This is a genomic window from Rugamonas brunnea, from assembly GCF_014042345.1.
In the GTDB taxonomy this organism is placed as follows: domain Bacteria; phylum Pseudomonadota; class Gammaproteobacteria; order Burkholderiales; family Burkholderiaceae_D; genus Rugamonas; species Rugamonas brunnea.
Map to the genome: position 1 here is coordinate 1 of NZ_JACEZT010000007.1, position 25,515 is coordinate 25,515.

The 25,515-nt window shown below is 65.4% G+C and carries 22 protein-coding genes and 1 tRNA gene; 7 read left to right on the forward strand and 16 right to left on the reverse strand.

From position 1 onward, the window contains the following. The 3 genes from H3H37_RS25635 to H3H37_RS11885 form a co-directional block, all read left to right on the forward strand. Positions 1–265: hypothetical protein (locus H3H37_RS25635; RefSeq protein WP_220456418.1), on the forward strand; the 265-nt coding region annotated here is incomplete at its 5' end. Between the two features lie 20 nt (positions 266–285). After that, the gene (locus tag H3H37_RS11880) at positions 286–774 is read left to right on the forward strand and encodes a GCN5 family acetyltransferase (protein ID WP_220456419.1); all 489 of its coding nucleotides are present in this window, start codon (positions 286–288) and stop codon (positions 772–774) included. Between the two features lie 82 nt (positions 775–856). Next, positions 857–1,582 (forward strand): hypothetical protein, encoded by a 726-nt coding sequence (locus H3H37_RS11885; protein WP_182162677.1) that lies wholly within the window; start codon positions 857–859, stop codon positions 1,580–1,582. A 164-nt stretch (positions 1,583–1,746) separates the two neighbouring features. Here H3H37_RS11885 and H3H37_RS11890 read toward each other — a convergent pair. From H3H37_RS11890 to fdnG, 7 genes are all read right to left on the reverse strand, one after another. Further along, a tRNA-Sec gene (locus tag H3H37_RS11890) sits at positions 1,747–1,839 on the reverse strand. Between the two features lie 21 nt (positions 1,840–1,860). After that, positions 1,861–3,750, reverse strand: a complete 1,890-nt coding sequence (gene selB / locus H3H37_RS11895; protein WP_182162679.1) for a selenocysteine-specific translation elongation factor — start codon at positions 3,748–3,750, stop codon at positions 1,861–1,863. Then, positions 3,747–5,246 carry an L-seryl-tRNA(Sec) selenium transferase gene (gene selA / locus H3H37_RS11900; RefSeq protein ID WP_182162681.1) on the reverse strand — a complete coding sequence of 500 codons (1,500 nt, stop codon included), beginning with the start codon at positions 5,244–5,246 and terminating at the stop codon, positions 3,747–3,749. The genes selB and selA overlap by 4 nt, the downstream gene beginning before the upstream one ends. Then, complete coding sequence (gene fdhE, locus H3H37_RS11905) at positions 5,243–6,265, reverse strand: formate dehydrogenase accessory protein FdhE (protein WP_182162683.1); 1,023 nt, start codon at positions 6,263–6,265, stop codon at positions 5,243–5,245. The genes selA and fdhE overlap by 4 nt, the downstream gene beginning before the upstream one ends. Positions 6,266–6,363: 98 nt before the next feature. Then, positions 6,364–7,008: a formate dehydrogenase subunit gamma gene (locus tag H3H37_RS11910; protein WP_182162684.1), complete on the reverse strand. Its 645-nt coding sequence runs from the start codon at positions 7,006–7,008 to the stop codon at positions 6,364–6,366. After that, positions 6,995–7,918, reverse strand: a complete 924-nt coding sequence (gene fdxH, locus H3H37_RS11915; RefSeq protein WP_182162685.1) for a formate dehydrogenase subunit beta — start codon at positions 7,916–7,918, stop codon at positions 6,995–6,997. Before fdxH ends, H3H37_RS11910 begins: the two co-directional genes overlap by 14 nt. An 18-nt stretch (positions 7,919–7,936) precedes the next feature. Continuing rightward, positions 7,937–11,008: a formate dehydrogenase-N subunit alpha gene (fdnG, locus tag H3H37_RS11920; protein ID WP_182162686.1), complete on the reverse strand. Its 3,072-nt coding sequence runs from the start codon at positions 11,006–11,008 to the stop codon at positions 7,937–7,939. Between the two features lie 200 nt (positions 11,009–11,208). On the opposite strand from fdnG, the gene H3H37_RS11925 reads away from it, so the two are divergent. Continuing rightward, positions 11,209–11,640: a DUF29 domain-containing protein gene (locus tag H3H37_RS11925; protein WP_182162687.1), complete on the forward strand. Its 432-nt coding sequence runs from the start codon at positions 11,209–11,211 to the stop codon at positions 11,638–11,640. Positions 11,641–11,675: 35 nt separating this feature from the next. Here H3H37_RS11925 and H3H37_RS11930 read toward each other — a convergent pair whose 3' ends face one another. Together H3H37_RS11930 and H3H37_RS11935 are read right to left on the reverse strand one after the other, a co-directional pair. Further along, positions 11,676–13,463, reverse strand: a complete 1,788-nt coding sequence (locus H3H37_RS11930) for an ATP-binding response regulator (RefSeq protein ID WP_182162688.1) — start codon at positions 13,461–13,463, stop codon at positions 11,676–11,678. 31 nt (positions 13,464–13,494) lie between these two features. Then, positions 13,495–14,100 carry a response regulator transcription factor gene (locus H3H37_RS11935; RefSeq protein WP_182162689.1) on the reverse strand — a complete coding sequence of 202 codons (606 nt, stop codon included), beginning with the start codon at positions 14,098–14,100 and terminating at the stop codon, positions 13,495–13,497. Positions 14,101–14,290: 190 nt separating this feature from the next. Between H3H37_RS11935 and H3H37_RS11940 the strand changes: the two genes are divergently transcribed. Next, positions 14,291–14,800: an FxDxF family PEP-CTERM protein gene (locus H3H37_RS11940; protein ID WP_182162690.1), complete on the forward strand. Its 510-nt coding sequence runs from the start codon at positions 14,291–14,293 to the stop codon at positions 14,798–14,800. A 51-nt stretch (positions 14,801–14,851) separates the two neighbouring features. Here the strand turns inward: H3H37_RS11940 and H3H37_RS11945 are convergent, their stop codons facing one another. The 7 genes from H3H37_RS11945 to H3H37_RS11975 form a co-directional block, all read right to left on the reverse strand. Beyond that, the gene (locus H3H37_RS11945; protein ID WP_182162691.1) at positions 14,852–16,066 is read right to left on the reverse strand and encodes an AGE family epimerase/isomerase; all 1,215 of its coding nucleotides are present in this window, start codon (positions 16,064–16,066) and stop codon (positions 14,852–14,854) included. Between the two features lie 56 nt (positions 16,067–16,122). After that, entirely contained in the window at positions 16,123–17,742 is a 1,620-nt protein-coding gene (locus tag H3H37_RS26140) for a methyl-accepting chemotaxis protein (protein WP_182162692.1), read from the reverse strand. A gap of 166 nt (positions 17,743–17,908) precedes the next feature. Next, the gene (locus H3H37_RS11955) at positions 17,909–19,039 is read right to left on the reverse strand and encodes an ABC transporter ATP-binding protein (protein WP_182162693.1); all 1,131 of its coding nucleotides are present in this window, start codon (positions 19,037–19,039) and stop codon (positions 17,909–17,911) included. 50 nt (positions 19,040–19,089) lie between these two features. Next, the gene (locus H3H37_RS11960; protein WP_182162694.1) at positions 19,090–19,968 is read right to left on the reverse strand and encodes a carbohydrate ABC transporter permease; all 879 of its coding nucleotides are present in this window, start codon (positions 19,966–19,968) and stop codon (positions 19,090–19,092) included. Further along, positions 19,958–20,911 carry a carbohydrate ABC transporter permease gene (locus tag H3H37_RS11965; RefSeq protein WP_182162696.1) on the reverse strand — a complete coding sequence of 318 codons (954 nt, stop codon included), beginning with the start codon at positions 20,909–20,911 and terminating at the stop codon, positions 19,958–19,960. Before H3H37_RS11965 ends, H3H37_RS11960 begins: the two co-directional genes overlap by 11 nt. Positions 20,912–21,087: 176 nt before the next feature. Beyond that, entirely contained in the window at positions 21,088–22,338 is a 1,251-nt protein-coding gene (locus H3H37_RS11970) for an ABC transporter substrate-binding protein (protein ID WP_182162698.1), read from the reverse strand. A gap of 144 nt (positions 22,339–22,482) precedes the next feature. Then, positions 22,483–23,751 (reverse strand): maltoporin, encoded by a 1,269-nt coding sequence (locus H3H37_RS11975; RefSeq protein WP_182162700.1) that lies wholly within the window; start codon positions 23,749–23,751, stop codon positions 22,483–22,485. A gap of 211 nt (positions 23,752–23,962) precedes the next feature. Between H3H37_RS11975 and H3H37_RS11980 the strand changes: the two genes are divergently transcribed. Both H3H37_RS11980 and H3H37_RS11985 read left to right on the forward strand, forming a co-directional pair. Then, positions 23,963–24,274: a hypothetical protein gene (locus H3H37_RS11980; RefSeq protein ID WP_182162702.1), complete on the forward strand. Its 312-nt coding sequence runs from the start codon at positions 23,963–23,965 to the stop codon at positions 24,272–24,274. After that, positions 24,268–25,515, forward strand: a complete 1,248-nt coding sequence (locus H3H37_RS11985) for an ABC transporter substrate-binding protein (RefSeq protein WP_182162704.1) — start codon at positions 24,268–24,270, stop codon at positions 25,513–25,515. The genes H3H37_RS11980 and H3H37_RS11985 overlap by 7 nt, the downstream gene beginning before the upstream one ends.

The following is a 25,515-nucleotide window of genomic DNA, read 5'->3' on the forward strand; positions in this document are numbered from 1 at the left end:
CGGCCTGCTTCAGGATGGCGATGATCTGGCTGTCGGTAAAACGGGAGGTCTTCATGCTGCAGAACTTTCAAAAATCAAATTGAGAAAATTCTACTTTCAAACGCTATCATCTGGTGGGGGGATTACCGCATTACGAGCGGTATCCTCACTATCTCGGGCGCCGCAGGCATTTTGGCAACTACGCTGGCTACATGGAAAAGCATCCTCCACCAAGCTATGGCCCAACAATTCATTCAACCCGGACGCGCTGACGCGCGCCGGTTAATTCAAGCACGTAGAGCCCGTATGCGCCTCCGCCTGCTAATCGCATTCCTCGCGCTCGTAGTTAGTTTCGTCGCTAACGCGGCCTTCAACGTCGCGGAGGCTGACCGAGTCGTTTTCGGTGAGACCAAGTTTCCCGTTCCGGTGGAACCTGAGAAGGTCGGCACTTACCCTGCACTCGTCAAGTCGGGGGCGGGCTACTTCTACGATGAGGTTCTTGAGTACCGGGTATGGCTACACCCTGAGCGCGGCGCGTTCCGAAGGAATGGCGGAAATGACTACTTTGTAGCCTTTGCCCAGTATGAGCGCGCACTTGCCTTTTCACAACGATCCAAGGGGGCCGAAGAACCGCTTGTGCTTATTCGACAGTCGAGGTACGTCAATGAACCTATCCCGGGTAAGTTTGAGGTGGTGAACGGCGAGCGGCTGACGGAGTGGCAAGTTCAGTGGTTGGTCGGTTCTAAGCGCACACCAGGCGCAATCGAGAGGTTCTTGGAGGAGCACAAGAAATGAGTTTCAACCCGTCCATCGAATGCCCGTGTTACGACCGGCTTCGCCAGCCGCGTCCCGCCGTGCGTGTCGAACGTTGGTCCAAATGCTCAAACTAATACTTACGTTGGTTCAAATAATTATCGGCTTCTATTGGGCCGGCGATATGGCGCGTCAAAACCCCAAAATAGATGCGCTGGTTACCCATCTTGAAGGAGGGTATGGGAGCTTCAATGAAAAGTTGAAGAGTGCAAAAATCGTAGAAAGCCTTTCTGTATTGAGAAATTTCTATGGTTGGGTTGCAGTTGTAGCTTTTCTACTGTTCATCGTCCTGTCCAAAATCATCGGCCCAAACCCAAATTTCCTGGGTTATTTGTCGCCCGTTGGCATTGGCAGTGTCTTCGGGTGGTTCTCAATCAAGTGGTGTCTTGAGCATAGGAAGACCGTTCGAGAATTTGGTTCGCAAGCTTCCCTGTTTGTTTTTGGCCCCATCCTACTTGGTGCATTCGATCTGCTGCTTCATACACAATTTACTCAAATTCTTGCCGAAGGCTTTTATCGCATACCTTTGCCCTTGGGGTGGGAAGTTCCCCATTTAACAAATCCAATCGCTATAAGTGGCGTCATATCGTTGCTTTTCGCTACTTTCTTTGGTTTGTACTACATCCTCACCTGGTTGTTCACCGTGCCTGCTGCATTTGCTTCAGCGGTTATCATCCTGTTGCCAGTGCTACTTGCTCGATTCATTCATGCAGTGGCCCCACGAAAGCCTTTCGTTGGATTCACTTTTGTTCTCTTCACAGCAGTTACATTATGGTCACTCTGGCTATAACAATGGGCAGTTACCGGACCTGCTTCTGTGCGCGGGTTTGGGATGTGCCGCCGGTCATGCAACGGTTAAGGTCCAAGTTCTAGCGTTTTGTATTCCTGCCGAAGTTAAGTAGCTGACATGACAGCCGTATGACGGTGGTGGCCTGGTGATGGTGCAGGGAAGGGCGGAAGGCAGTAGGAGTCGAACTTACGAGGGAGCGGCTGACGCCCCCCACCGGGTTTGAAGCCCGGCCCCATCACCGGATGAGTATGCCTTCCTCGTGGTGCATCATGGTGAAGCTAAGACCATACGGCGTTGGGCCGTACCAGATGGATGTTGCCTACGCGCCGAGTATAGCCGACGCGGTCGAAGTATTCCAACAGCTGGATGGCGCGCTTGCGTCCCAGCGCCGTGGCGTCGCGGAACGAGGCCGCCTGCGCTTCGGGTAGCGTGGCGACGATGTGCGCCAGTTCGGCCAGCCGCGCCGGGTGGTAGAACAGATCGGGCACCACCTGGCCCACATCGCCGCTGCGATTGAGCTTGCGCAGCAGGCGGCGTACTTCGTCCTCTGCGATGCCCGTCGAACGCGCAAGATCGCGCACCCACGGCGGGTCGTAGGCGCCGGCCAGCAAGGACGCCAGCAAGGGCGCGGCCTGCGTCTGTTCTTGTGGACTCAGTTCGATGCGGTGTTCGGGCAGGTGCAGGCTGCGGCCGCGCTGGCATACGCGGGTCGCCGCGATTAGCTGTTCCAGCAGTTCGCTCCACAGTTTGTCCTCCGCGTCGGGCGCCACCATGCGCTTGAGGCGCCACCATTCCGGGCCTGCTTCGTCGGGCGCGCGCGCGTGGAACTGCGCCAGCGCGGCGACGGTGCGTTCCTGTAGTGCTTGTACGCTGGTGCGCGCGATCAGCAGCGCGTCGCCGCCCGTCAGTGCGATGCGCAGCGCGTCCGGCGGCGCCGTGAGCTGGTCGGCTGGCAGCAGCGTCATGCGCGTCAGCGTGGAGGTGCGCAGGCCGTGCGGGCTGCACGCCAGCAGCGCCTCCAAGTCACCGTTGGCGAGATAGGTGGACATGGCTTGCAGCCACGCCAGCCGTTCGGCACTGCGCCGCTTGCGGGGCGGCGCGAACGGGTCCAGCACCACGCCGCCGCCGATGGTGGCGCTGGCCTGCGCGTTGCGGATCACGAAGCGGTCGCCCGGCACGGCGTGCACGGGCGCGTCGAGCACCAATTGGATGCGGCCCGTGCGGCCGGGGGGCAGGGTGTCGCTATCGAGCGGTACCACGTGCGCGGTGTGATGGGCTGCGCCCAGGTGCACATGCACGGGCGACCATGATGCGAGCGGTGCGCCTGCGTCGGGCAGCAGCGTCAGTTCGGCGTCGAAGCGTTCGCCGCATTCGGCCAGCGCGGGCGCGACTACCCAGCTGCCACGGGCGATGTCCTCGCGCGCGGCGCCGCCCAGGTTCAGTGCCAGCCGCTGGCCGGCCACGCCCCGTTCGGCTGAGCGGTTCTGCGCGTGGATGCTGCGCACGCGCACCTGTTGGCCGCCGGGCGCCAACCGCAGCACGTCGCCTACGCGCACAGCCCCGGCCAGTGCGGTGCCGGTGACGATGGTGCCTTGACCGGCTAGCGTGAACACGCGGTCCACGCCCAGCCGGAACAGGCGCTGTTCGTCGCGGGTGGGCAGGTCACGGGCGGTGGCCGCGAGATGCGCGAGCAGTGCCGCCACGCCGGCATCGTTCGGCGCTGTGGCGTTGGTGCGGAACAGCGGCGCGTCGTCGAAGCCCATGACAGACAGCAGGGTGCGCACCTCGGATTCCACTTGCTCCAGCCGGGCCGCATCGGCGCGGTCGGCCTTGGTCAGGGCCACGGCCCCGCGCCGTACGCCCAGCAGGCGCAGGATGGACAGATGTTCGACCGTCTGCGGCATGATGCCGTCGTCGGCGGCCACCGCCAGCAGGGCGTAGTCGATGCCGGTCACCCCGGCGGCCATGGTGCGGATGAATTTTTCGTGACCGGGCACGTCGATCACGCCCAGTACCTGGCCATCATCCAGCGGCAGGTAGGCGTAACCAAGTTCGATCGAGATGCCGCGTGCTTTTTCTTCCTTCAGACGATCCGTGTCGACGCCGGTCAGCGCGCGCGTGAGCGTGGTCTTGCCGTGGTCGATATGGCCTGCCGTGCCGATGATCATACGGCCAGCGCTTCCAGTTGGGCGATGAAGCGTTGCTGGTGATCGGCATCCAGGCAGCGCAGGTCCAGCCACAGCGCGTCCTGCGCCACGCGGCCGACGACGGGGATGGGCAATGCACGCAACCGTCGTTCCAGTACGCCCAGCGCGTCACTCACGCGCGAACCGGCTGCGGCGCGCACGGTCAGGCCGTGGCTGGGTAGCAGGTCCACCGGCAGCGCGCCGCTGCCGATCTGGCTCGTCATGGCTTCGTCGCGCACGTCGTAGTCAGCGCCCAGCGCGCGCTGAAGCAGCGGCAGGATGGCTTGCGCCTGCGCGCGCATATCTGCGGCCGGGCGCGTGAGCAGGCGCAGCGTGGTCAATCGTTCGGGCAGCAGATCCGGTGCGCGGTACAGGGCCAGCACGGGCGCCAGTGCGGCCAGCGTCAGTTTGCCGACCCGCAGTGCGCGCTTGAGCGGGTTGCGCTTGATGCGCGCGATCAGGTCGGCGCGGCCGGCGATGATGCCGCACTGCGGGCCGCCCAGCAGCTTGTCGCCGCTGAAGGTCACCAGGTCGGCCCCGGCGGCGATCGTTTCGCGCACCGTCGTTTCGTGCGGCAGACCGTATTGTTCCAGGTCGACCAGCGTACCGCTGCCCAGATCCACGGCCAGCGGGATCTGCCGCTCGCGCGCCAGCGGCGCCAGTTCGGCCACCTCCACGCTCTTGGTGAAGCCAGTGATGGCGTAATTGCTGCAATGGACCTTGAGCAGCAGCGCCGTCTGCGTGTTGGCCGCGTTGGCGTAATCGTGCAGGTGGGTGCGGTTGGTGCTGCCCACTTCGCGCAGCGTGGCACCGGCGCGCTGCATGATGTCCGGGATGCGGAAGGTGCCGCCAATCTCCACCAGTTCGCCGCGCGAGACGATGGCTTCGCGGCCATCGGCCAGCGTGTCGAGCATCAGCAGCACGGCGGCAGCGTTGTTGTTGACGATGGTGACGGCTTCGGCGCCGGTCAGTTCGCGCAGCAGGTCTTCTACCAGGTCGTCGCGGTCGCCGCGCTTGCCCGTGTCGATGTCCCATTCCAGGTTCATGGGCCAGCGCAGCGCTTCGGCCACGGCTTGCACGGCGCAGTCGGGCAGCAGCGCGCGTCCCAGGTTGGTGTGCAATACGGTGCCGCTCAGGTTGAATACAGGCCGCAGTGGCGATTGATTGGCCTGCGCCAGCCGCTGCGCCAGCAGCGCGGTGATGGCGGGGATGGTGATCTCGCCAGCGGCGGCGGGCGCACTACCGCCAGCGTTGGCCACGCGCAGCATGTCGCCGCGCAGTTCGGCCAGCAGTGCGCGGGCGGCGGCCAGCGTTTGTTCGCGGCCATAGCCGGTCAGCAGCGGCTGGCACGAGGGATCGGACAAAATCAGATGCATGGCCGGCAGGTGGACGCTACGTGCGCGCGTGTTGCCGGCGCCCGCGACGCTGGTGCCCGTCGCGCCGGCGTCCGGCTGCGCTCCGGTCGCTGCGCCGCTCATGCCGCGCTAAACCATAGCAGGGGATTGCCGCTGGCGCGCGTGTAGCCCGCTTCGCCCACCAGCACGTCCAGCATCAGGCTGGCCAGGTCGTCGGCCAGTGGCTCGACGTCGTAGTCATGCTCCTGGTTGAAGATCTTGCGGTAGCTGTGGCAGTCGTCGCAGGTTTCGGCGCGCGCCACGCGCGAGGGATCGTTGGCCTTGTTGATGGTGTCGGGCGCTGGCGCGGCGCCTGTATCCGCATCCTCCAGGCTCTGGTAGGCCACATGCGCGTTTTCCTCGCAGTTGGAGCACTTGACGCGCACCATGTGCCACTCGCTGGCGCAGATGCCGCATTGCAGATACCGGTAGCCCTGCGACTGCCCGCCGATGCGGATCACGCTGGCCACCGGATGCGAGCTGCACACGGGGCACAGCGCGCCCGTCACCAGCGGCTGCACGCGGCGCGCGTCGAGCAGGCTCGCTTGCAGCGTCCACACCACCTGCAACGCGGCCGCCACGAATGGCGCGTGGAGCGGATTGATGCCGTCGCCGAATTGCGCCAGCACGGCATCGGCGCAGCCTTCCAGTTCGGCGCCGGTGAGCGCGCGCAGCTCGTCCACCACGGACGAGAATTGCGGCTGGCTGTCGGCCAGCGTGCTCATTTGGGCCAGCAGGCTGTCGAACACGCCGCGCCAGGCGGCGGGGCGGGCGCCGCTCACGGGCAGCGGCGGCATGTTGTGGTTGAGCGCCTGGGCGATGGCGGCGTCGCCGGGTATGTCGATTGCCGCCGCCAGCGCACCGGCGTCGGACGGCAGGGCCAGCGTGACGGCCGCCTGCGCATCGACCAGTGCGGCCATCAGCAGCAGGTAGCCGCGCAGCGTGGCGCCGACGGGAATGCCCTTGATTTCGTTATTGGCCAGCCGGCGCAGACGGGCCGCGCGGGCGGAAAACAGGCTGCGCGGCTGCGGCAGCAGCAGGCGCGGAATGGCGGTGTGATCGAGCGCTTCGATCTCGCCGGGTGCAAGCAGGCGTTGTACCAAGTATGTCCCCCGTCCCAGAATGCCAAACCCGCCCGCCACCGGCGGTGGCAGGCCTTGCGGCTTATTCTAATCCAAAACGGGCGGGCTACAACACGTTGTTATTCGCGCGATTTGCGCACGGCCTCCTCGAACCAGCGCCCGTGGTGCTTGCGCGCCCACCCGTAGGTCGCCGTGCCGCGCACCATCGCGCCCAGCGAGCCCTTGACCCACAGGCCCGCGTACACGTGGATGATGATGGCGACGATGATGAACAACGCAGCAAATGCGTGGAGCAGGGCGGAGAAGCGTATCAGACCGATGGGGAACAGGGCCGAGAAGTAGGCGCGCCAGATCACGATGCCTGTCACCAGCAGCGCTGCCATGCAGCCCACCAGCACGAAGAACAGCAGCTTCTGCCCACCGTTGTAGCGGCCCGCCTTGGGCACCAGGTGTTCGCGCTTGTGGATCACGTCGCCCGTCTGGTCCAGCCATTCGCGGTCGCCGGGCTCGAACTGGTTGTGGCGCCAGAACTGCATCACCATGCCGCCAAACGAGGCCGCCATCACCAGCCCGATGAACGGGTGCAGGATGCGCGTCCATTGGCCGCCGCCGAGGAACACCGCCATCCATGCGGTGGCGGGGTGGAACATGGACAGGCCGGACACCATCAGCAGAACGAAGCAGATGGCGGTGACCCAGTGGCCGCTGCGTTCATTGGCCGTGTAGCGCTCGATGAGCGGATTGCCATCCTTATCGCGATTCATTTTGGCTCTCCCGGATGCGGTTGGCGTCTTTGACTGCCTCGGCTTCTTCGTCCCTGGTCACTTCGTTCGGCCCCACGCGCGAGTAGTGGAACCAGCCTGCCAGCGCCGTGACGGCGATACCGGCCAGGGCCAGCGGCTTGGTCATGCCCTTCCACAGGCCCACCATGGGGCTGATGCTGGGCGCGGCCGGCAAACCGTGGTACAGGCCCGGCTGGTCCGCGTGGTGCAGCACATACATCACGTGCGTGCCGCCCACGCCGGCCGGGTCGTACAGGCCCGCCTGCGCATAGCCGCGCGACTTGAGGTCGGCGATGCGTTCCTCGGCATGCACCTGCATGTCCTCCTTGGTGCCGAACACGATGGCGCCGGTGGGGCAGGTCTTGACGCAGGCCGGTTCCTGGCCCACGGCCACCCGGTCCGAGCACAGCGTGCATTTGTAGGCGCGGCTGTCCTTCTTGGAGATGCGCGGCACGTCGAACGGACAGCCGGCCACGCAATAGCCGCAGCCGATGCAGTTCTCCTGGTGGAAGTCGACGATGCCGTTGGTGTACTGCACGATGGCGCCGGGCGCCGGACAGGCTTTCAGGCAGCCCGGGTCTTCGCAATGCATGCAGCCGTCCTTGCGGATCAGCCATTCCAGGTTGCCGTCGCCTGTCTCGTGCTCGGAGTAGCGCATCACCGTCCACGATTGCGGCGACAGGTCGTTCGGGTTGTCATACACGCCGGCGTTGCTGCCCACTTCGTCGCGCAGGTCGTTCCACTCCATGCAGGCGGTCTGGCAAGCCTTGCAGCCGATGCACTTCGATACGTCGATCAGCTTGGCCACGGTGCCCAGCGCCGGCTCGCGCGCGCTGGGCGGTTGCGTCGTGGTGGCGGACTGGCGCTTGATATCCAATGATTGCAGTGCCATGTCATTCTCCTCGCGCGCTCACGCTTTTTCCACTTTGACCAGGAACGACTTGTATTCCGGGGTCTGGGAATTGCCGTCGCCGACGGTGGGGGTGAGCGTGTTGATCAGATAGCCCGGCTTGGTGACGCCCTTGAAGCCGAAGTGGATCGGCAGGCCCACCGTGTGGGTCTTCTTGCCGTCGATGGTGAGCGCCTTGATGCGCTTGGTGACCACCGCCTTGGCCACGATGTGGCCGCGCTTGGAGCTGACCTTGACGGTGCCGCCGTTGGCCACGCCGATTTCGGCCGCCAGGTCTTCGCCGATCTCCACGAACTGCTCCGGCTGGATGATGGCGTTGAGCCGCGCATGCTTGGTCCAGTAGTGGAAATGCTCGGTGAGCCGGTAGCTGGTGGCCACGTGCGGGAACTCGGCCGCCGTGCCGAACTTGGCGCGGTCGGACGGGAACACGCGGGCGGCCGGGTTGCTGGTGGCGCGCGCGTTGGACGGGTGCAGCGGGTTGTGGCCGACCGGCGTTTCGAACGGCTCGTAGTGCTCGGGGAACGGGCCCTCGTTCATGCCGGCGCGGCAGAAGAAGCGGGCCACGCCTTCCTGCAGCATGATGAACGGGCCCATGCCGTTCTCGGGTGGCTCGTCGAGCTTGAAGTCGGGTACGTCCACGCCGGCCCAGTTGGTCCCGTTCCAGCCCACCAGTTTGCGGGTGGGGTCGAACGGTTTGCCCTTGGTGTCGCACGAGGCGCGGTTGTACAGCACGCGGCGGTTGGCCGGCCAGGCCCAGGCCCAGTTCAGCGTCTGGCCGATGCCGGAGGGATCGGCGTTGTCGCGCCGGCCCATCTGGTTGCCGGCCGCCGTCCACGCGCCGGAGAAGATCCAGCAGCCGCAGGCCGTGGAACCGTCGTCGCGCAACTGGGCGAAGCCGGCCAGCTGCTCGCCTTTCTTCACCAGCACCTTGGTCGGGTCCTTGGGATCGGTCAGCTCCTTGAGCGCCTTGCCGTTGTACTCCATCGCCAGTTCCTCGGGCGTGGGGCTGTGCGGCTGCGCGTAAGGCCAGGTCAGGTTGACGATCGGATCGGGGTACTTGCCGCCGTCGGTCTGGTACATCTTCTTCATGCGCAGGAAGATGCCGGACATGATCTCCAGGTCGCTGCGGGTCTGGCCCGGCCCTTCCGCACCTTGCCAGTGCCATTGCAGCACGCGCGAGGAGCTGACCAGCGAGCCGCGCTCCTCGGCGAAGCAGGTGGTGGGCAGGCGGAACACTTCGGTCTGGATCTTGGCCGGATCGACTTCATGGAAGGCGCCGAACGGGCGCCAGAATTCCGCCGTCTCCACGGCCAGCGGGTCCATCACGACGAGGAATTTGAGCTTGGACAGCGCTTCCGTGATCTTTTGCTTGTCCGGCGCCGAGGCGAGGATGTTGAAACCCTGGCAGATGTAGCCGTTCATTTTCCCCTGATGCATGAGCTCGAAGGCCTGCATCATGTCGTAGGGCTTGTCCAGCTTGGGCAGGTAGTCGAAGGCGAACTTGTTCTCCTCCGTGGCCGCGTCGCCCCACCAGGCCTTCATCAGGCTGACGTGGAATTTGCGGTAATTGCTCCAGTAACTGAGCTGGTTGGGCCGCAGCGGCTTGAGCGCGCGCTGGTTGATGAAGGCGTCGAAGTCCTGTTCCGCCTCGCCGGGCAGCGTCATGTAACCGGGCAGCAGGTTGGACATCAGCCCCAGGTCCGTCAAGCCCTGGATGTTGGAGTGGCCGCGCAGGGCGTTCATGCCGCCGCCGGCGATGCCCATGTTCCCCAATAACAGCTGCACCATGGCGCCGCAGCGCAGCGTTTGCGCGCCTGTGGAATGCTGGGTCCAACCCAGCGCGTACAGGATGGTGGCGGCGCGGCCCGGCACGGCCGTCGACGCCAGCGCCTCGGCCACCAGCTTGAACTTGTCGGGCGCCACGCCGCAGGCCTTCTGCACCATCTCCGGCGTGTAGCGCGCGTAGTGCTTCTTCAGCAGCTGGTAGACGCAGCGCGGATGTTCAAGTGTGGGGTCGATCTTGGCGTAGCCGTCCTCGCCCAGCTCATAGTTCCAGCTGCTCTTGTCGGTGTACTTGCCGGCCTTCTCATCGTAGCCCGAGAACAGGCCGTCGTTGAGCGCGAAGTCCTCGCGCACGATGAAGGGCAGGTCGGTGTAGTTGCGCACATACTCGTGCTGGATCTTGTCATTCGTAAGCAGGTAGTTGATGATCGCGCCCAGGAACACGATATCCGAGCCGGTGCGGGTGGCCACGTAATGATCGGCCACCGAGGCGGTGCGGGTAAAGCGCGGGTCGACCACGATCAGCTTGGCGCCACGGTGCGCCTTCGCTTCCGTCACCCATTTGAAGCCGCATGGGTGGGCTTCGGCGGCATTGCCGCCCATGACCAGGATCACATCGGCGTTCTTGATGTCGACCCAGTGATTCGTCATCGCGCCACGGCCAAACGTCGGGGCAAGACCTGCCACCGTCGGACCATGTCATACACGCGCCTGATTATCGAAAGCCAGCATGCCCAGACTGCGCATGGTTTTGTGCGTCAGGTAGCCCACCTCGTTGGTGCCAGCCGAGGCGCACAGCATGCCGGTCGACAGCCAGCGGTTGACGGTCTTGCCGTCCGCGCTTTTCTCGATGAAGTTGGCGTCGCGGTCGGTCTTCATCAGCTTGGCGATGCGGTTGAGCGCGTCGTCCCACGAGATCGGGCTCCACTCGGTGGCGCCGGGCGCCCGGTACTCGGGCACCTGCAGCCGGTTGGGGCTGTGGATGAAGTCGATCAGGCTGGCGCCTTTCGGGCACAGCGTGCCGCGGTTGACGGGGTGGTCGGCGTCGCCCTCGATGTGGATGATACGGGCGGTGGCGTTCTTGGCGCCGTCTCCCAGACCATACATCAGGATGCCGCAGCCCACCGAGCAGTAGGGACAGGTGTTGCGGGTTTCTGTGCTGCGCGCCAGCTTGTATTGCCGGACTTCGGCCAGCGCCGTGGCTGGGGCGAAGCCCAGCAGCGCGATGCTCGATCCGGCCAGGGTCGCGCCAGTCACCTTCAGGAACTGACGCCTCGACATCTGGTTCATGGTGGGAGCCTCTCTATGAAGAAAAGACATCGACCAGTGTAGCACCATCAAAACAAATGTGGTTGCTTTGCCATCGTCTGAGGCAATTTTGCATCAAATCATCGAAGATTGTTGAGTAATCAAGCATTTTCCCCCGCTGGCCGGCGGCGGAACTTTCGCGCCGGGCTGGGCTCTAACGCTGTGTGAAGGAGGAGCCAGCCATGGACACAGCGTATGAAACGGACGTGGTCGTTTGGGCGGAAGAACAAGTGGCCCTGCTGAAAGCGGGCCGGTTGTCGCAGATCGATGCCGAAAATATCGCCGAGGAGATAGCGGCCGTGAGCACGAGTGAGAGGCGAGAATTACGGCACCGTTGCGCGGTCCTCCTGGCCCATCTGTTGAAGTGGCGGTACCAGCCTCGATTGCGGGGAAACGGTTGGTTCAGCACGATCACGGAACAGCGCGAGTGCATTGAAGAGGTATTGACGGATAGCCCTAGCCTGCGTCGGCTGTTGCCAGATCCCGATTGGTATGCCTACGTGTATCGCCGCGCCCGCAATTTGGCGCAGCGCGAAACGAAATGCGTAGATTTTCCGGAGCAGTGCCCGTGGCCGGTGGAAGTGGTATTGTCGCCGGATTTTCTGCCGGACTAAGCATCCAAGGTCAGGGCCAACATCGCATCATAAATTCAGCCACAGTGCAGCGCATCGGCTGAGGTCGTGTTGGATTGTTGGCACTGACCCCGGCCGGTGCAAGCTTGTTTCATGGCGTGGTACAGCTGCTCGGGCGAGGTCGGCTTGTGCAGCAGCGGCACGCCGCTGGCGCGCGCTTCGCGCAGGCGGGCGGGGGCCGTGTCGCCAGTGATCAGCAGGGCCGGTGTCGCGGCGCCGGCCTGCGCGCGCAGCATGGCGATGGCTTCGGCGCCGGTGCGCTGCTCACGCAGCCGGTAGTCGCTGATGATCATATCCGGCTGCCACGCGCGGGCCAGCATCAGCGCCGGTTCGATGCCGTCGGCCACACGGCAGTCGCAACCCCAGCCGGCCAGCAGTTGCTGCATGCTGGCGCGCACGATCGCGTCGTCGTCGATCACCAGCACCCGTTGCGGCAACGCGCCCCGCGCGGGCAGTGCCGACGCGGAGGCGGACGAGGGCGAGGACGACAGCGCCGGCATGGCCGCCAGCGGCACGGCCAGCCGGAACACGCTGCCGCGTCCCGGCCGCGACGCCATCGTCAATTCGTGCCCCAGCAACTGGGCCAGCCCGCGCGCGATCGACAGGCCCAGGCCCAGGCCTTTTTGCCGGTCGCGCTCCGGGTTGCCCAGCTGGTGGAATTCGCGGAACACTTCTTCCTGCTGCTCGGGCGCGATGCCGATGCCGCTGTCCCACACTTCCAGCACGGCGTGCGCGCCGCGCCGGCGGCATGCGACCAGGATGCCGCCTTGGTCCGTGTAGCGCACGGCGTTCGTCACCAGATTGCGCACGATCAGTTCCAGCAAACCGCGGTCCGAGCGCAGCGCCAAGCCGCTGTCGCGCGTGCGGTACACCAGTCCCTTGGCGTTCGCTTGCGGCGCCAGTTCGCTTTCCAGCTTGGCCAGCAGCGGTTGCAGGGCGAACGCTTCGATCTGCGGTTCGATCACGCCCGCTTCGATGCGCGAGAAATCAAGCAGCGTATGCAGCATGTCGGCCGAGGCCTCGGACGCGGCGCGCGCGCTGGCCAGCACCGTGCGCTGGTTGTCGTTGAGCGGCGAGCGCGCCAGCACTTCCAGGAACAGGCCTTGCGCGTGGATGGGCTGGCGCAGGTCGTGACTGGCGGCGGCCAGGAAGCGCGACTTGGCCAGGTTGGCTTGCTCGGCCGCGTGCAAGGCGTGGCGCGTGCGGTCGCTTTCGATGCGCAGTTGCCGGATCAGGCCGATGTTGTCGAAGCGCAGCTGGATGGCGGCGCGTGCGGCGCGGGCGCTGTTGCGTCCCTGGGACAGCAAGCTGAAGAAATACACCACCACGGCCAGGCTCAGGGTGCGGAACGGCAGGTCGTCGAGCGACCAGGCCTTGAGCGCGAGCGCGCCCAACTCGCACACGCAGAAAATGGCGAACACGCTGAGCACCGGCGACAGCATCGACATGGCGTTGCCGACGATGCCCGACAACACGGCCACCACCAGGATGCTGTTGGCCGTCGAGGCGGGATCGAAACCGGTCCAGGCCAGCGCGCCCCAGGCCGCGCCGTCGATGGCCGTCAGCACCAGCATCCAGCGCTGCAGCCGGTAGGCGCGCCATGGGCCGATCCGGCCGCGCAGGATGCGGCGCGCGTCCCAGCAGCCGAACAGTTTGGACCCGATGACGGCGGCGCACCACAGCCGCAGTCCCGGCGCGTTGGCCGGCGTGGCCAGCGTGTACAGCAGCAGCGAGGCCACGGCCAGCGTGGGCAGCAGCGAGCTGCCCATATTGCCCAGCAACAGGCGCATCTGTTCGGCCCGCATCAGGCCTTCGGCGCGCCGTGCCGCGCCCGGCCTAGCCAACGAGCCCCCGGCTGCGGGCCGCGTAGGCCGCCTCGGCCCGGCTCACCACTTGCAGCAGGGCCAGCAGCGCCTGCACGTGGCCGCGCACGGTGTTCTCCGACAGGTTCAGGCGCCGCCCGATCAGCTTGTTCGACATGCCCTGGCACAGCAGATCCAGCACTTCGCACTGGCGCGGGGTCAGGCGCGGCGCGGCGGTGCGCGAGGCGGTCGGCGCCAGCGCGCCCGGCTCGGCCCGCATCACGGCGCCGATGCCGTCGAGGATGCTGGCGGCCGGCTCGCCCTTGGAAATGTAGCGCAGCGCGCCATGCTCCAGGGCGCGGCGCGCCGTGTCCGGGCTGTCGTCGGCCGACAACACCACGATGGCGCAGTCGGGCCATTTGTGGCGGATCAGGGTCATGCCGTCCATGCCGTTCAGGCCGGGCAGTTGCAAGTCCAGCAGCACGACGGTGGGGGCGGTCGCGTCGCGCTGGCCGTGGACGGCCTCGTCCAGCGTGGCTGCCTCGCGCACCGGCACGCCGGGGTGGGCGCTCTCCAGCGTCATGCGCAGTCCGGCCCGGAACAGCGCGTGATCGTCGATCAAAAGGAAGGAATGGTTCATGTCGTAATTACAACCCAGCGTGCGTGGCGCCACAAGTGGCGGGCCACATTTCAGTCCAAACAGACTATTTTGCAGGAAATGATAACAAATTACTATTCTTGACGATCGGCGGGCCCATCGCAGGCTCGCCATGCAGATCCGGTCCGGCCGCCTGCCGGCACCGCCAACTCCATTACTGAAGGGAAACCCCATGAAATCGACTTTGCTCGCCTTGCTGCTGGCAGGGGCCGCCACCGGCTCCGCCCTGGCCCATGACTACACGGTGCCGCTGCTGCAATCGCCTTACCACCCCAACGAATGGACGGGCAGCTTCAACCTGAGCCTGCCGGACTTCATCGACGGCAATTTTTTCAGCGACACGTACACGTTCTCGCCTACGCTGAACGGCAATTTCATGGCCAATGGCGGGGTGGTGAATTTTTATGGCAGCGAATCGCAGCACATCCGCTTTCAGGAAGTGAGCCTGAACGGCAAGAAGCTGGACATCGCCGACGGTCTGTTTGTCAGCGGCGCCCACCTGTTCGACACGGGCTTCAGCGGCCCGCTGGTGCTGACTGTGCGCGGCTGGGCCGGCCCGTCGGCCAGCTATTCTGGCGGCTTGAACATCACCACGGCCGTGCCGGAACCTGAGACCTACGGCATGCTGCTGGGCGGCCTGGCGCTGGTGGGCGTGGTGGCCCGTCGCCGCCGCGCGGCGTAAGGCAGGAGGGGATGGCGCCGGTGGCCGGCGCCATCTTTGTCGTGCCGGCCCTTAGTCGGCCAGCACGTTGAGCACTTCGTAGCAGGCGCCCATGGTGTGGTAGTCGGTCTTGCCGGCCGGGCTTTTCTCGTCGCTGAGCTTGCGGTTGTCGGCGCTGAGCAGGCGATACCAGGCGCCATGCTGGTGGTCGATCATGTGCGCCCAGCTGTATTGCCACAGCCGTTCATACCAGTCCCAGTATTGCGGATCGCCTGTGCGCGTGGCCAGCAGCGCGGCGGCGGCCAGGCTTTCGGCCTGCACCCAGAAGTATTTGTCGCTGTCGCAGATGCTGCCGTCCGGCGCGAAGCCGTAGCAGATGCCGCCATGTTCGCCGTCCCAGGCCTTGGCCAGCGCCTGGTCGAACAGGGCGTGGGCGCGCGGCAACAGCCAGTCGGATGGCGCGGCCAGCCGCACGGCGTGGCGCTCAAGGATCAGCAGCAGCTTGGCCCATTCCGTCAGGTGGCCGGGCTGGTAGCCCCACGGGCGGAAGATGTTGGTCTTGTCGTGGCGGTTGTAGTCGCCATCCACCGACCAGTCCTGGTGGTAGTGTTCCCAGATCAGGTCATCGGCCAGCGCGGCCTGCCGCACGGTGATGTTGTGCGCCAGCGTCTCGGCCCGGTGCAGGTAGCGCAGTTCGCCCGTCGCCTCGAACGCGGCCAGTAGCGCTTCGCAGCTGTGCATGTTGGCGTTCTGGCCCCGGTATGGCGACAGCTGCGACCAGTCCGTGCTCGCTTCATCGGCATACAGGCCACACTGCGCTTGCCAGAAGCGTTCCTCCATCAGTGCATAGGTTTCAGCGATCCAGACCCGCGCTTCGCTCACGCCGGCCATCAGCGCCTGTGCATAGGCCAGCAGCACGAAGGCCAGGCCGTAGCAATGGTTGGTGCCGTCCGTGACGGTGGCTTGGCCATCGCGCCAGTCCAGCTCCCAGGCGTAGCCGCCCGTGCTGGCGTTGCGATGCGCGCCGCGCAGGAAGGCCAGGCCGTGGCGTACGCGTTCCAGGTAGATCGGCTGCTGGAAGTGGCGGAACGCCATCGCATAGTTGAACACGAAGCGCGTGCTGCTGACCAGATGGCGGCTGTGCGCGTTGTACACGGTGCCGTCATCCTTGAAGTAGTGGTAAAAGCCGCCGCTGCCATCCACGCAACGCGGCTCGTAGAAGCGCATGGTGTGCTGGATGTGCTGGAGCAGCGTGGCGCGGGCGCGGAAGTTGGGTGTCGTCGTCATGATCGTTATCCGTTTGCGGAAGTGTAGTGTCTCTGGTGTATGCGGCGCGCGCGATGTCAGGCGGGCGTCGCGCCGAGGCGGTATTGCGGGCCGCGCGCCGGGGGCAGGGCAGCGTGGAGCGACGCATCCTGCGCGCCCAGCTTGAAGATGCCGACCGCGCGGGCCAGGTTGGTGGCCTGTTCCTGCATGCTCTCGGCCGCCGCCGCGGCCTGTTCGACCAGCGCCGCGTTCTGCTGGGTCATGGCGTCCATCTGGCCGACGGCGCGGTTGACCTCCTCGATGCCCACGCTCTGCTCCTGGCTGGCGGCCGTGATGTCGTGCATGAAGTCGGCCACCTGCCGCACGGCCGAGACGATGCGCTCCATGGTTTCGCCGGCCGAGTCCACCAGTTTGCCGCCCGCGTCCACCTGTTCCACCGAATTGCCGATCAGGGTCTTGATTTCCTTGGCCGCGCCGGCACTGCGCTGGGCCAGGTTGCGCACCTCGGAGGCCACCACGGCGAAGCCGCGTCCCTGCTCGCCGGCGCGCGCCGCTTCCACGGCCGCGTTCAGCGAGAGGATGTTGGTCTGGAACGCGATCGAATCGATCACGCCGATGATGTCGACGATCTGGTAGGAGCTGGCCTTGATGGTGGCCATGGTCTGCACCACGTCGGCCACGATCTGCCCGCCTTGCGCGGCCACGGCCGATGCCGACACGGCCAGCTGGTTGGCCTGCTGCGCGTGCTGGGCGTTCTGGCGCACGGTGCCCGTCAGTTCCTCCATCGAGCTGGCCGTCTGTTCCAGCGCGCTGGCCTGGGCTTCCGTGCGCGAGGACAGGTCGGCATTGCCGCTGGCGATCTCGCGCGAGGCGACCGTGATCGACTCGGTGCTGGTGCGCACCGCGCCCACGGTGGCGGCGAGGCTGTCGTTCATGCTGGCCAGTGCGCGCAGCAGCTGGCCCGTTTCATCCTGCGCACCGACGGCCACGCGCTGGGTCAGGTCGCCGCCGGCCACGCGGGTGGCCAGTTCCAGCGCCTGTTGCAGCGGGCGCGTGATGCTGCGGCTCAGGCGCAGCGCCACCACCACGGCCAGCGTCATGGCCACGGCGCAGATCAGGGTCATGATGACGGTGGCGTGCGCGCTGTCGTCCTTGAAGCGGCTGATGCCGGTACCGATCTCCTGGTTCTGCAGGGCCGCCATCCGGTCCAGGCCAGCCAGCCATTTATCCTGCAGCGGCGCCACCTGCGTGGTCAGCACCTTGAGCGCCTGGCCCGCGTTGAAGCCGGCCACGTATTCCTGCGCTTCCTTGAAGTAGGGCAGGCTGGTTTGCTCGTAGCCGTGCATCTCGTCCACGATGGCGCGTTCGGCAGGATTCAGGCCCAGCGCCGCCAGCTTGGCTTCATTGTCGCGGTAGCGCTGCTGTTCGATGCCGATGTTGGCCATCTCCTTTTGCATCTGATTGAGGTCGGCCGTGGCGCCGATGTTGCGCGCGGCCAGACCCTGATGGAACAGGTTCTGGCGCATGGCGGCCACCAGTGCGGACTTGGCGTTGCTTTGATCGACCGAGCGCGTCAGGCTGGCGCCGGCCTGGCGCGAGGCCAGCGCGGCGATGGTGGTCATGCCGGCCATCAGCACCAGCATCAGGCCGAAGCCCAGCATCAGGCGGTAGCCGATCTTGATATCGTTGAGCTTCATGTCTAGTCTCCATGACGCCGGTCGTGGCCCGCGTCTTTTTATGGGGGCGGCGAATTCGGGTGCGGCTGCTCCCCGCGCTGCCGCGGCCAGGGAAATCGGGGAGGGGAACTGGCCGCCGCAGGAAGCGGCGGCCGTGGTGGGCTAATTGGCGTGCTGACTGGGGTGTTTACTGGCCCAAGTCGACGCGCTTCTCGGACGTCGGGTCGAAGAACACGGCTTTCGACAGGTCGAACGCCAGCTTGGTGTGCAGGCCGGCCGTCGCTTCCGCGCGCGGGTGCGTGCGGCAGGTGGCGCGGATGCCGTTGAACCAGGCGAACACCAGGGTGTCCGGGCCGGTCGGTTCCGTCATCTCGACCAGGCATTCCACTTCCGTCGGGTGGTAGGCGTCGGCGCTGGTGGCGCGGCGCGCGCTGACGGCGTCTGTCACGTGCTCGGGGCGGATGCCGAGGATGATCTCGCGGCCCGCATGCTTGGGCAGCACCGTGCCCGGCACCGGCAGCAGCGTGGTCTGGCCCGCGTGTTCCAGCGTGAACGCGATGTTGGCGCCATCCTGCACCAGCTTCCCGCGCAGGAAGTTCATCGACGGCGAGCCGATGAAGCCGGCCACGTACAGGTTGTCGGGGCGGTCGTAGATGTCCTGCGGACTGCCGAACTGCTGCACCACGCCGTCGCGCATGACGGCGATGCGGTCGCCCAGCGTCATGGCCTCGATCTGGTCGTGGGTCACGTAGACAATGGTCGAGCCGAGGCGCTGGTGCAGCAGCTTGATCTCGGCGCGCATCTCCACGCGAAGCTTGGCGTCCAGGTTGGACAGCGGTTCATCGAACAGGAACAGCGACGGATCGCGGGCGATGGCGCGGCCCATGGCCACGCGCTGGCGCTGGCCGCCCGACAGCATGGCCGGCTTGCGGTCCAGCAGGTGGGCCATCTGCAGCGTGTCGGCCACGCGGTTGACGATCTTCTCCTGCTCGTCCTTGGGCACCTTGCGGATGCCGAGGCCGAACGAGATGTTCTCGCGCACCGTCATGGTCGGGTACAGCGCGTACGACTGGAACACCATGGCGATGTCGCGCGACTTGGGCGGGATGTTGTTGACCACGCGGTCGCCGATGCGGATCTCGCCCTGCGAGATGTTCTCCAGCCCCGCGATCATGTTGAGCAGGGTGGATTTGCCGCAGCCGGAGCCGCCCACCAGGATCAGGAACTGACCGTCCTCGATCTCCAGATCGATACCTTTGAGGATTTCTGCGCCGTTCGGATAAACCTTGCGCACGTTACGAATAGATAAGCTAGCCATGCTGATGTCTCCTGAAGGCGCCGGCCACGATGCCGGCGCCGAATTGTGTATTAGCCCTTGACCGCGCCGGCCGTCAGGCCACGCACGAAGTATTTGCCCGCCACCATGTACAGCACCAGCGTCGGCAGCGCGGCGATGATGGCGGCGGCCATGTTGACGTTGTACTCGGTCACGCCGGTGGAGGTGTTGACCAGGTTGTTCAGCGCCACCGTCACTGGCTGCGCGTCCGAACCGCCGAACACCACGCCGAACAGGAAGTCGTTCCAGATCTGCGTGAACTGCCAGATGAAGCAGACCATGAAGATGGGCAGCGACAGCGGGAAGATGATGCGGCGGTAGATGGTGAAGAAGCCGGCGCCGTCGATGCGGGCCGCGTTCACCAGTTCATCGGGCACCGACACGTAGTAGTTGCGGAAGAACAGGGTGGTGAAGGCGATGCCGTAGATGATGTGCACCAGCACCAGGCCGGTGGTGGTGTTGGCCAGCTCGGCCAGACCCAGCAGGCGCGCCATCGGCAGGATCACCACCTGGAACGGGATGAAGCAACCGACCATCAGGGCGGTGAACACCACGTTCGAACCACGGAAGCGCCAGTGCGCCAGCACGTAGCCGTTCAGGGAGCCGATCAGGCTGGAGATCAACACGGCCGGGATCACCATGCGCACCGAGTTCCAGAAGTACGGTTGCAGGCCGCCGCAGCTCACGCCGGTGCAGGCGCTGTCCCAGGCCTTGCCCCAGGCCGCGGTGGTCGGATGCAGCGGGAAGGCCAGCAGGTTGCCCGAGCGGATCTGGTCCAGCGTCTTGAACGAGGTGGTCAGCATCACGTACAGCGGCGCCAGGTAATACAGGGCCACCAGCACCAGCAGGGTGTAGATGGCGATGCGGCCGACCGTCACGCGGCCGCCGTCGATGTTCAGATTAGCGTCCATTGCGCGCTCCTTTGGTTTCCATGTACATCAGCGGCACCAGCACGGCCAGCACCGTGGCCAGCATCATCATGGCCGACGCCGCGCCCAGGCCCAGCTGGCCGCGGGTGAACGAGAACTGGTACATGAAGATGGCCGGCACGTCCGAGGAGGTGCCGGGACCGCCGGCGGTCAGCGCCATCACCAGGTCGAAGCTCTTGATGGCGATGTGCGCGAGCACCAGCAGCACGCTGAAAAAGACCGGACGCAAGGAGGGGATGACAATACGCCGGTAAATCGTGGGCAGGCTGGCGCCATCGACCATGGCGGCCTTGATGATGGCGTCGTCGACGCCGCGCAAACCCGCCAGGAACAGGGCCATGACGAAACCGGACGATTGCCATACGCCGGCGATCACCACGGTGTAGATCGACATGTCGGAATTGACCAGCCAGTCGAAGGTGAAGTTGGCGAAGCCCCAGTCGTGCATCATCTTCTCCAGACCGAGGCCCGGGTTGAGGATCCACTTCCAGGCCGCGCCGGTGACGATGAACGACAGCGCCATCGGGTACAGGTAGATGGCGCGCAGCGCGCCTTCGTGGCGGATGCGCTGGTCCAGCAGGATGGCCAGCGTCAGGCCGATGGCCAGGCAGACCAGGATGAACAGGCCGCCGAAGATGCCGAGATTGGCGGCGGCGGTCCACCAGCGGTCGATCTCGAACAGGTTGGCATACTGGCCGAAGCCGGCATACTCGTAATTGGGCATCATGTGCGAGTCGGTCAGCGACAGCCAGGCCGTCAGGCCGATGAAGCCGTACACGAACACGAGCGAGGCGATGATGGTGGGCGACAGCACCAGGCGTGGCAGCCAGGTGTCGGCCAGGCCGGCGAAGCGGCTGGCGCGGGCCGGGGCGCGGGCCGCGCTGGCGGCGGCCGGGCTGGCCGGGGTTGCGGTTGTAGCGGACATGGGGTTCTCCAGGGCGAGGGGGGCGGCCGGCCCGCGCTCCAGGGGGCGGGAGCGCGGCGGCCGCGGCCTCTGCGCGCGGACGGCGGTCCGCGCGACAGCGTTACAGCGTTACTGCTAGGGTTACAGCCTTAGTACAGGCCTGGTGACGGCCTGATTGCAGCCTTGCTTCAGCGTTCTTACTTCGTCTTGGCAGCCTTGGCCAGCGCTTGCACGGCGGCCTGCGGCGTCATCGACGAGTTCATGAACTTGGCGATCACGTCCTGGATCGCGCCGGCCTTGGCCGAGTCGATCGCCATGCCGTGGGCCATGGAAGGCTCCAGGGTGCCGGCCTTGCTGCTGGCGGCCATGTCGTCCATCGAGCGGGTCGCGCAGGCGTCGAACTTGGCGCGCGAGACGCCGGAGCGGACCGGGATCGAACCCTTGTTCAGGTTGAACACTTCCTGGAACTCGGGGCTCATCACGGCGTTGGCCAGGGTCAGCTGGGCCTTCTGTTCCTCGGCGCTCTTGACCTTGAACATGGCCAGCGAGTCGATGTTGAAGGTGTACGACTTCTCGGTGCCCGGTGCGGGCAGGCACAGGAAGTCCTTGCCCGGCACCTTGCCGGCGGCCGTGAATTCGCCCTTGGCCCAGTCGCCCATGAACTGCATGCCGGCCTTGCCGTTGATGACCATGGCGGTGGCCAGGTTCCAGTCGCGGCCGGCGGCGTCCTTGTCGATGTAGGTCTTGATCTTGCCCAGCGTTTCAAACGACTTGACCATGGTGGGGCTGGTCAGCGCGGCCTGGTCCAGCTTGACCAGCGCCTTGTCGTAGAACGCGGCGCCGCCCACGCCCAGCACCACGGACTCGAACACGGTGGCGTCCTGCCATGGCTGGCCACCGTGGGCCACGGCCACCATGCCGGCAGCCTTGATCTTGTCGGCGGCGGCGAAGAATTCATCGAAGTTGGTCGGGGCCTTGGCGCCGGCCTTGGCCAGCACGGCCGGGTTGACCCACAGCCAGTTCACGCGGTGCACGTTGACCGGCACGGCGACATAATGACCCTGGTACTTCATCACCTTGGTGACGACGGACGGCAGCAGGCTTTCCCACTTGCCTTCGGTGGCGGCCGCGTCGATGTTGGCCAGCACGCCTTCCTGGCCCCATTCCTGGATCGATGGGCCCTTGATCTGGGCGGCGGTTGGAGCGCTGCCGGCGATCACGCGTGCCTTCAGGGCGGTGGTGGCGTTTTCGCCCGCGCCACCGGCCACGGCGAAGTCTTTCCACGCCACGCCTTTGGCTTCCATCATCTTCTTCAGTTCGGCGATCGATTTGGCTTCGCCACCGGAAGTCCAGTAGTGCAGCACTTCGACCTGGGGTGCAGCCATGGCGGCGGAGGCGGCGACGGCGGACAGCAGCAGGGCGGCTTGAACGAGAGGTTTGAGGGTCATGTTATATGTCTCCGTATGTGGATTGATGTAACTTTATTAATCTATCACGATTGCGCGCCGGCACCTGAAACTTGGTTGGGTGCCGGACGCGCGGCTTAGGCTACGGGTAAAGCGGGGTATCGGACGGGCGCAATGCCGGATCGATTACCACCAGGCTTCCATCTGCAGGCCGATCGAGGAACCGCTGGTGCCGTTGCCGTACACGGGGCCGGAATTGTTGGCCGCGTTGACCATGGCCGTCGCTTCCTTGTTCCACTTGCCGTACGTGAAGTAGGCGCGCAGTTCAGGACGCTGCCAGAAGCCTTCGCCCACGGTGATGGTCGGGGCGATGGTCAGCTTGGTCAGGCGCGCCGTCTCGCCGGTGGTGCCCGACTTCAGGCCCGTCACGCCCAGTTCGGCCTGCAGCTTGAAGTTTTGCGCGAAGGCGTACACGGGGCGGATACCGGCCGTGGTCCAGGTGGTGCTGCCGTTGGCGTCCGATTTGTCCTTCTGCCACAGGGCCACCATTTCGGCGCTGAACTGCTTGGTTGGCTGGATCCACAGGTCGTCGAACACGCGCACCCGGGTCACGTCGGAACCGAGCGTGGTGCTGCCCGAGGAACCGATACGGGCGCAGCAAGGACCGCCGATGCCGGTGCCGGGGCCGACGCCGTACTGCACGCCGAAGGTGTTGCCGCCGCCGAAGGTGCCGGCTTGCTTGTGGAACAGCGAGGCGTTCCAGCCGTTGTGGTCCTGCGTGCCCTTGCCCTGGGCCGTGATGATGGTCACAGCCGCGTCCAGCGTGCCGCCGGCGTTGACCGGCAGGCCTTCGTACACCAGGTTCTGGCGGATCGCGGCCGGGGTGTTGACGACGGTCGACAGGTTAGGGTCGTACTGGTTCTGGTCGTTATCCTTGAACACGGCGTAGCTGATCTTGCCCGGGCCCAGGTTGATCTTGTCCAGACCACCGCCGGTGCCGTTCATGTTGATGAACTGCATGTCCAGCATGTGGATGTCAGGACGGTAGTAGTAACGCTTGCCGACCCAGACCGTGCCGCCGTTCATGAACGGCAGGTTGCGCGCTTCCACATAGGCCTTGGCCATGTTCAGCGGGGCGTTGCCGAAGTCGGAGCTGTTCTTGTAGGCGTCGACCCACAGGGTGCCGACGAAGCTGGCGCCGTTTTCGGACTTGGCCAGTTCGTGGGTGTAACCGAATTCGGTGTAGCTGTCGCACTCGTTACCCAGGCGATAGCTTTGGGTGGGGCCGCCCAGGCCGAAGCAGCTTTGCGGGCCGTGGGTCGAGCTGGCGCCGGAACCGGCGCGCAGGTAACCGTGGAAGCCCTCCGTATCGTTGAAGGCGTCGGCGTGGGCGACGCCGCTGGCCAGGGCCAGGGCCAGCATGGCCGGGAGGGTTTTCAGGACGGTATGTTTCATTACGACAGTCTCCTCTTTGGTTGTCAGTGCGGACCCGGATGCGTCGGCATTTCTGCCGCGGTATCTCTCGTTCCATGCCGGCGTATCTGCCACACTTGTGTTGCTGTTGCGGTGGATGTTGTAGTTTTTTGCTACGGCAAGTGCACAGTAACATCGGCCCTTTTGTGATGCTACTCAGACACTTTTCCTATTTTGAAATAATGTTAAGTGTTTGATTTTGTTGGGTTTGTTGAGTTTTGAGTGGCTGGCGATGCTTACATTTCTTTACAATGGCCGGCGGCGTGCGGCGGCCATTCCGGCTGGCGTGGCGGGCGTGGCGGCGCGCCGGGCGGTGCGCGTGCCGCTGCAACAAAACGCAACAATTCCATACGCTTTCTTGCAAAATGCTGAACATGCTTACCAACGTTTGTTGCGCGAGTTAAGGTATAGTCTCAGCGGCAACATGGCATCCCTGTTGCCGGAACAAAGAAGAACAGGGCCATCCGAGGAGGTGGACCGTCGCTGGAGTGAGGAGACATGGTGAAAACGCTGCGCCGGCTGCTGCCGCTGGTGTGCCTGGCCGCATGGGGCGCCGCGCAGGCAGATGGCTTGCAAGTGCTGCATTGGTGGAAATCGGCCAGCGAACGCAAGGCCGTCGACCTCGTGGCCGCCCGCCTCAACGACGAGGGCATCGCCTGGCGCGACGGCATGATCCCCAACGGTTCCGGCGTGGGCGCCGGCATCGTGCTGCGCAGCCGCATGCTGGCCAAGGACGCACCGGAAGTGGCGCAGGTGAACGGCATCGTGATCCGCGACTGGGCCCGGCTCGGCCTGCTGCTGGACCTGGACGCCGTGGCCGCCGCCGGCAAGTGGGACAAGCTGCTGCAGCCGACCGTGGCGGCCGCCATCCAGTCCGACGGCCATGTGTACGCGGCGCCGCTCGGCATCCACCGCATCAACTCCCTGTTCTACAACCGCAAGCTGTTTAACCAGTTCAAGCTGAACCCGCCCACCACCTGGGCCGAGTTCGAGCACGTGGCTGCCGTGTTGCAGCAGGGCGGGGTGACGCCACTGGCCCAAAGCAGCGAACCGTGGCAGGTGGCCACGCTGTTCGAGACGCTGGTGCTGTCCGAAGGTGCCGAGTTCTATCGCGCCCTGTTCCAGCGCCGCGAGCCGGCCGCCTACGCCGACCCGAAACTGGCCAGCGCGCTGACGCGCTTGCGCCACCTGAAGAAATGGATGGACCAGCCCGTGCCCGAACGCACCTGGGACGAGGCCACCCGCGAACTGGCCGACGGCAACGCCGCCATGCTGGTGATGGGCGACTGGGCCAAGGGCGAGCTGGTCACGCGCGGCCTGGCCGTGGACGAGGGCTTCGGCTGTGCCGTGGTGCCGGGCACGGCCAACTACCACCTGTACAACATCGACACCCTGAGCATGCTGGCGACGCGCGAACCGCACCGGCCGGCGCAGGAAAAGCTGGCCGCCCTGATCATGACGCCGTCGCTGCAGAACGACTACAATCAGATCAAGGGTTCGATTCCCGTGCTGCGCAATCCCGCGCTGGCGAAAATGGACAGCTGCGCGCGCGCTTCCTACAAACTGTTTTCCAGCGGCCCCGGCGCCCAGATCCCCAGCCTGGTGCACCGCATGGCCACCGACGAGATCGTGCGCGACGCCATGGTGGCCGAGCTGCACCGCTATTTCCTCGACGACGGCGCGACCGTGGCCGATACCCAGCGCCGGCTGGCCGCCATCGCGCGCACCTACACCAAGACACACTAG

Coding starts and splice junctions, on each gene's coding strand:
- selB (WP_182162679.1), bottom strand. CDS start 3,750: ATGATCATCGGCACGGCAGGCCATATCGACCACGGCAAGACCACGCTC.
- H3H37_RS11955 (WP_182162693.1), bottom strand. CDS start 19,039: ATGGCTAGCTTATCTATTCGTAACGTGCGCAAGGTTTATCCGAACGGC.
- H3H37_RS11975 (WP_182162700.1), bottom strand. CDS start 23,751: ATGAAACATACCGTCCTGAAAACCCTCCCGGCCATGCTGGCCCTGGCC.
- H3H37_RS11885 (WP_182162677.1), top strand. CDS start 857: ATGCTCAAACTAATACTTACGTTGGTTCAAATAATTATCGGCTTCTAT.
- H3H37_RS11925 (WP_182162687.1), top strand. CDS start 11,209: ATGGACACAGCGTATGAAACGGACGTGGTCGTTTGGGCGGAAGAACAA.
- H3H37_RS11970 (WP_182162698.1), bottom strand. CDS start 22,338: ATGACCCTCAAACCTCTCGTTCAAGCCGCCCTGCTGCTGTCCGCCGTC.
- selA (WP_182162681.1), bottom strand. CDS start 5,246: ATGAGCGGCGCAGCGACCGGAGCGCAGCCGGACGCCGGCGCGACGGGC.
- H3H37_RS11910 (WP_182162684.1), bottom strand. CDS start 7,008: ATGAATCGCGATAAGGATGGCAATCCGCTCATCGAGCGCTACACGGCC.
- fdxH (WP_182162685.1), bottom strand. CDS start 7,918: ATGGCACTGCAATCATTGGATATCAAGCGCCAGTCCGCCACCACGACG.
- H3H37_RS26140 (WP_182162692.1), bottom strand. CDS start 17,742: ATGAAGCTCAACGATATCAAGATCGGCTACCGCCTGATGCTGGGCTTC.
- H3H37_RS11960 (WP_182162694.1), bottom strand. CDS start 19,968: ATGGACGCTAATCTGAACATCGACGGCGGCCGCGTGACGGTCGGCCGC.
- H3H37_RS11935 (WP_182162689.1), bottom strand. CDS start 14,100: ATGAACCATTCCTTCCTTTTGATCGACGATCACGCGCTGTTCCGGGCC.
- H3H37_RS11930 (WP_182162688.1), bottom strand. CDS start 13,463: ATGCGGGCCGAACAGATGCGCCTGTTGCTGGGCAATATGGGCAGCTCG.
- H3H37_RS11945 (WP_182162691.1), bottom strand. CDS start 16,066: ATGACGACGACACCCAACTTCCGCGCCCGCGCCACGCTGCTCCAGCAC.
- H3H37_RS11880 (WP_220456419.1), top strand. CDS start 286: ATGCGCCTCCGCCTGCTAATCGCATTCCTCGCGCTCGTAGTTAGTTTC.
- H3H37_RS11985 (WP_182162704.1), top strand. CDS start 24,268: ATGGTGAAAACGCTGCGCCGGCTGCTGCCGCTGGTGTGCCTGGCCGCA.
- H3H37_RS11965 (WP_182162696.1), bottom strand. CDS start 20,911: ATGTCCGCTACAACCGCAACCCCGGCCAGCCCGGCCGCCGCCAGCGCG.
- H3H37_RS11940 (WP_182162690.1), top strand. CDS start 14,291: ATGAAATCGACTTTGCTCGCCTTGCTGCTGGCAGGGGCCGCCACCGGC.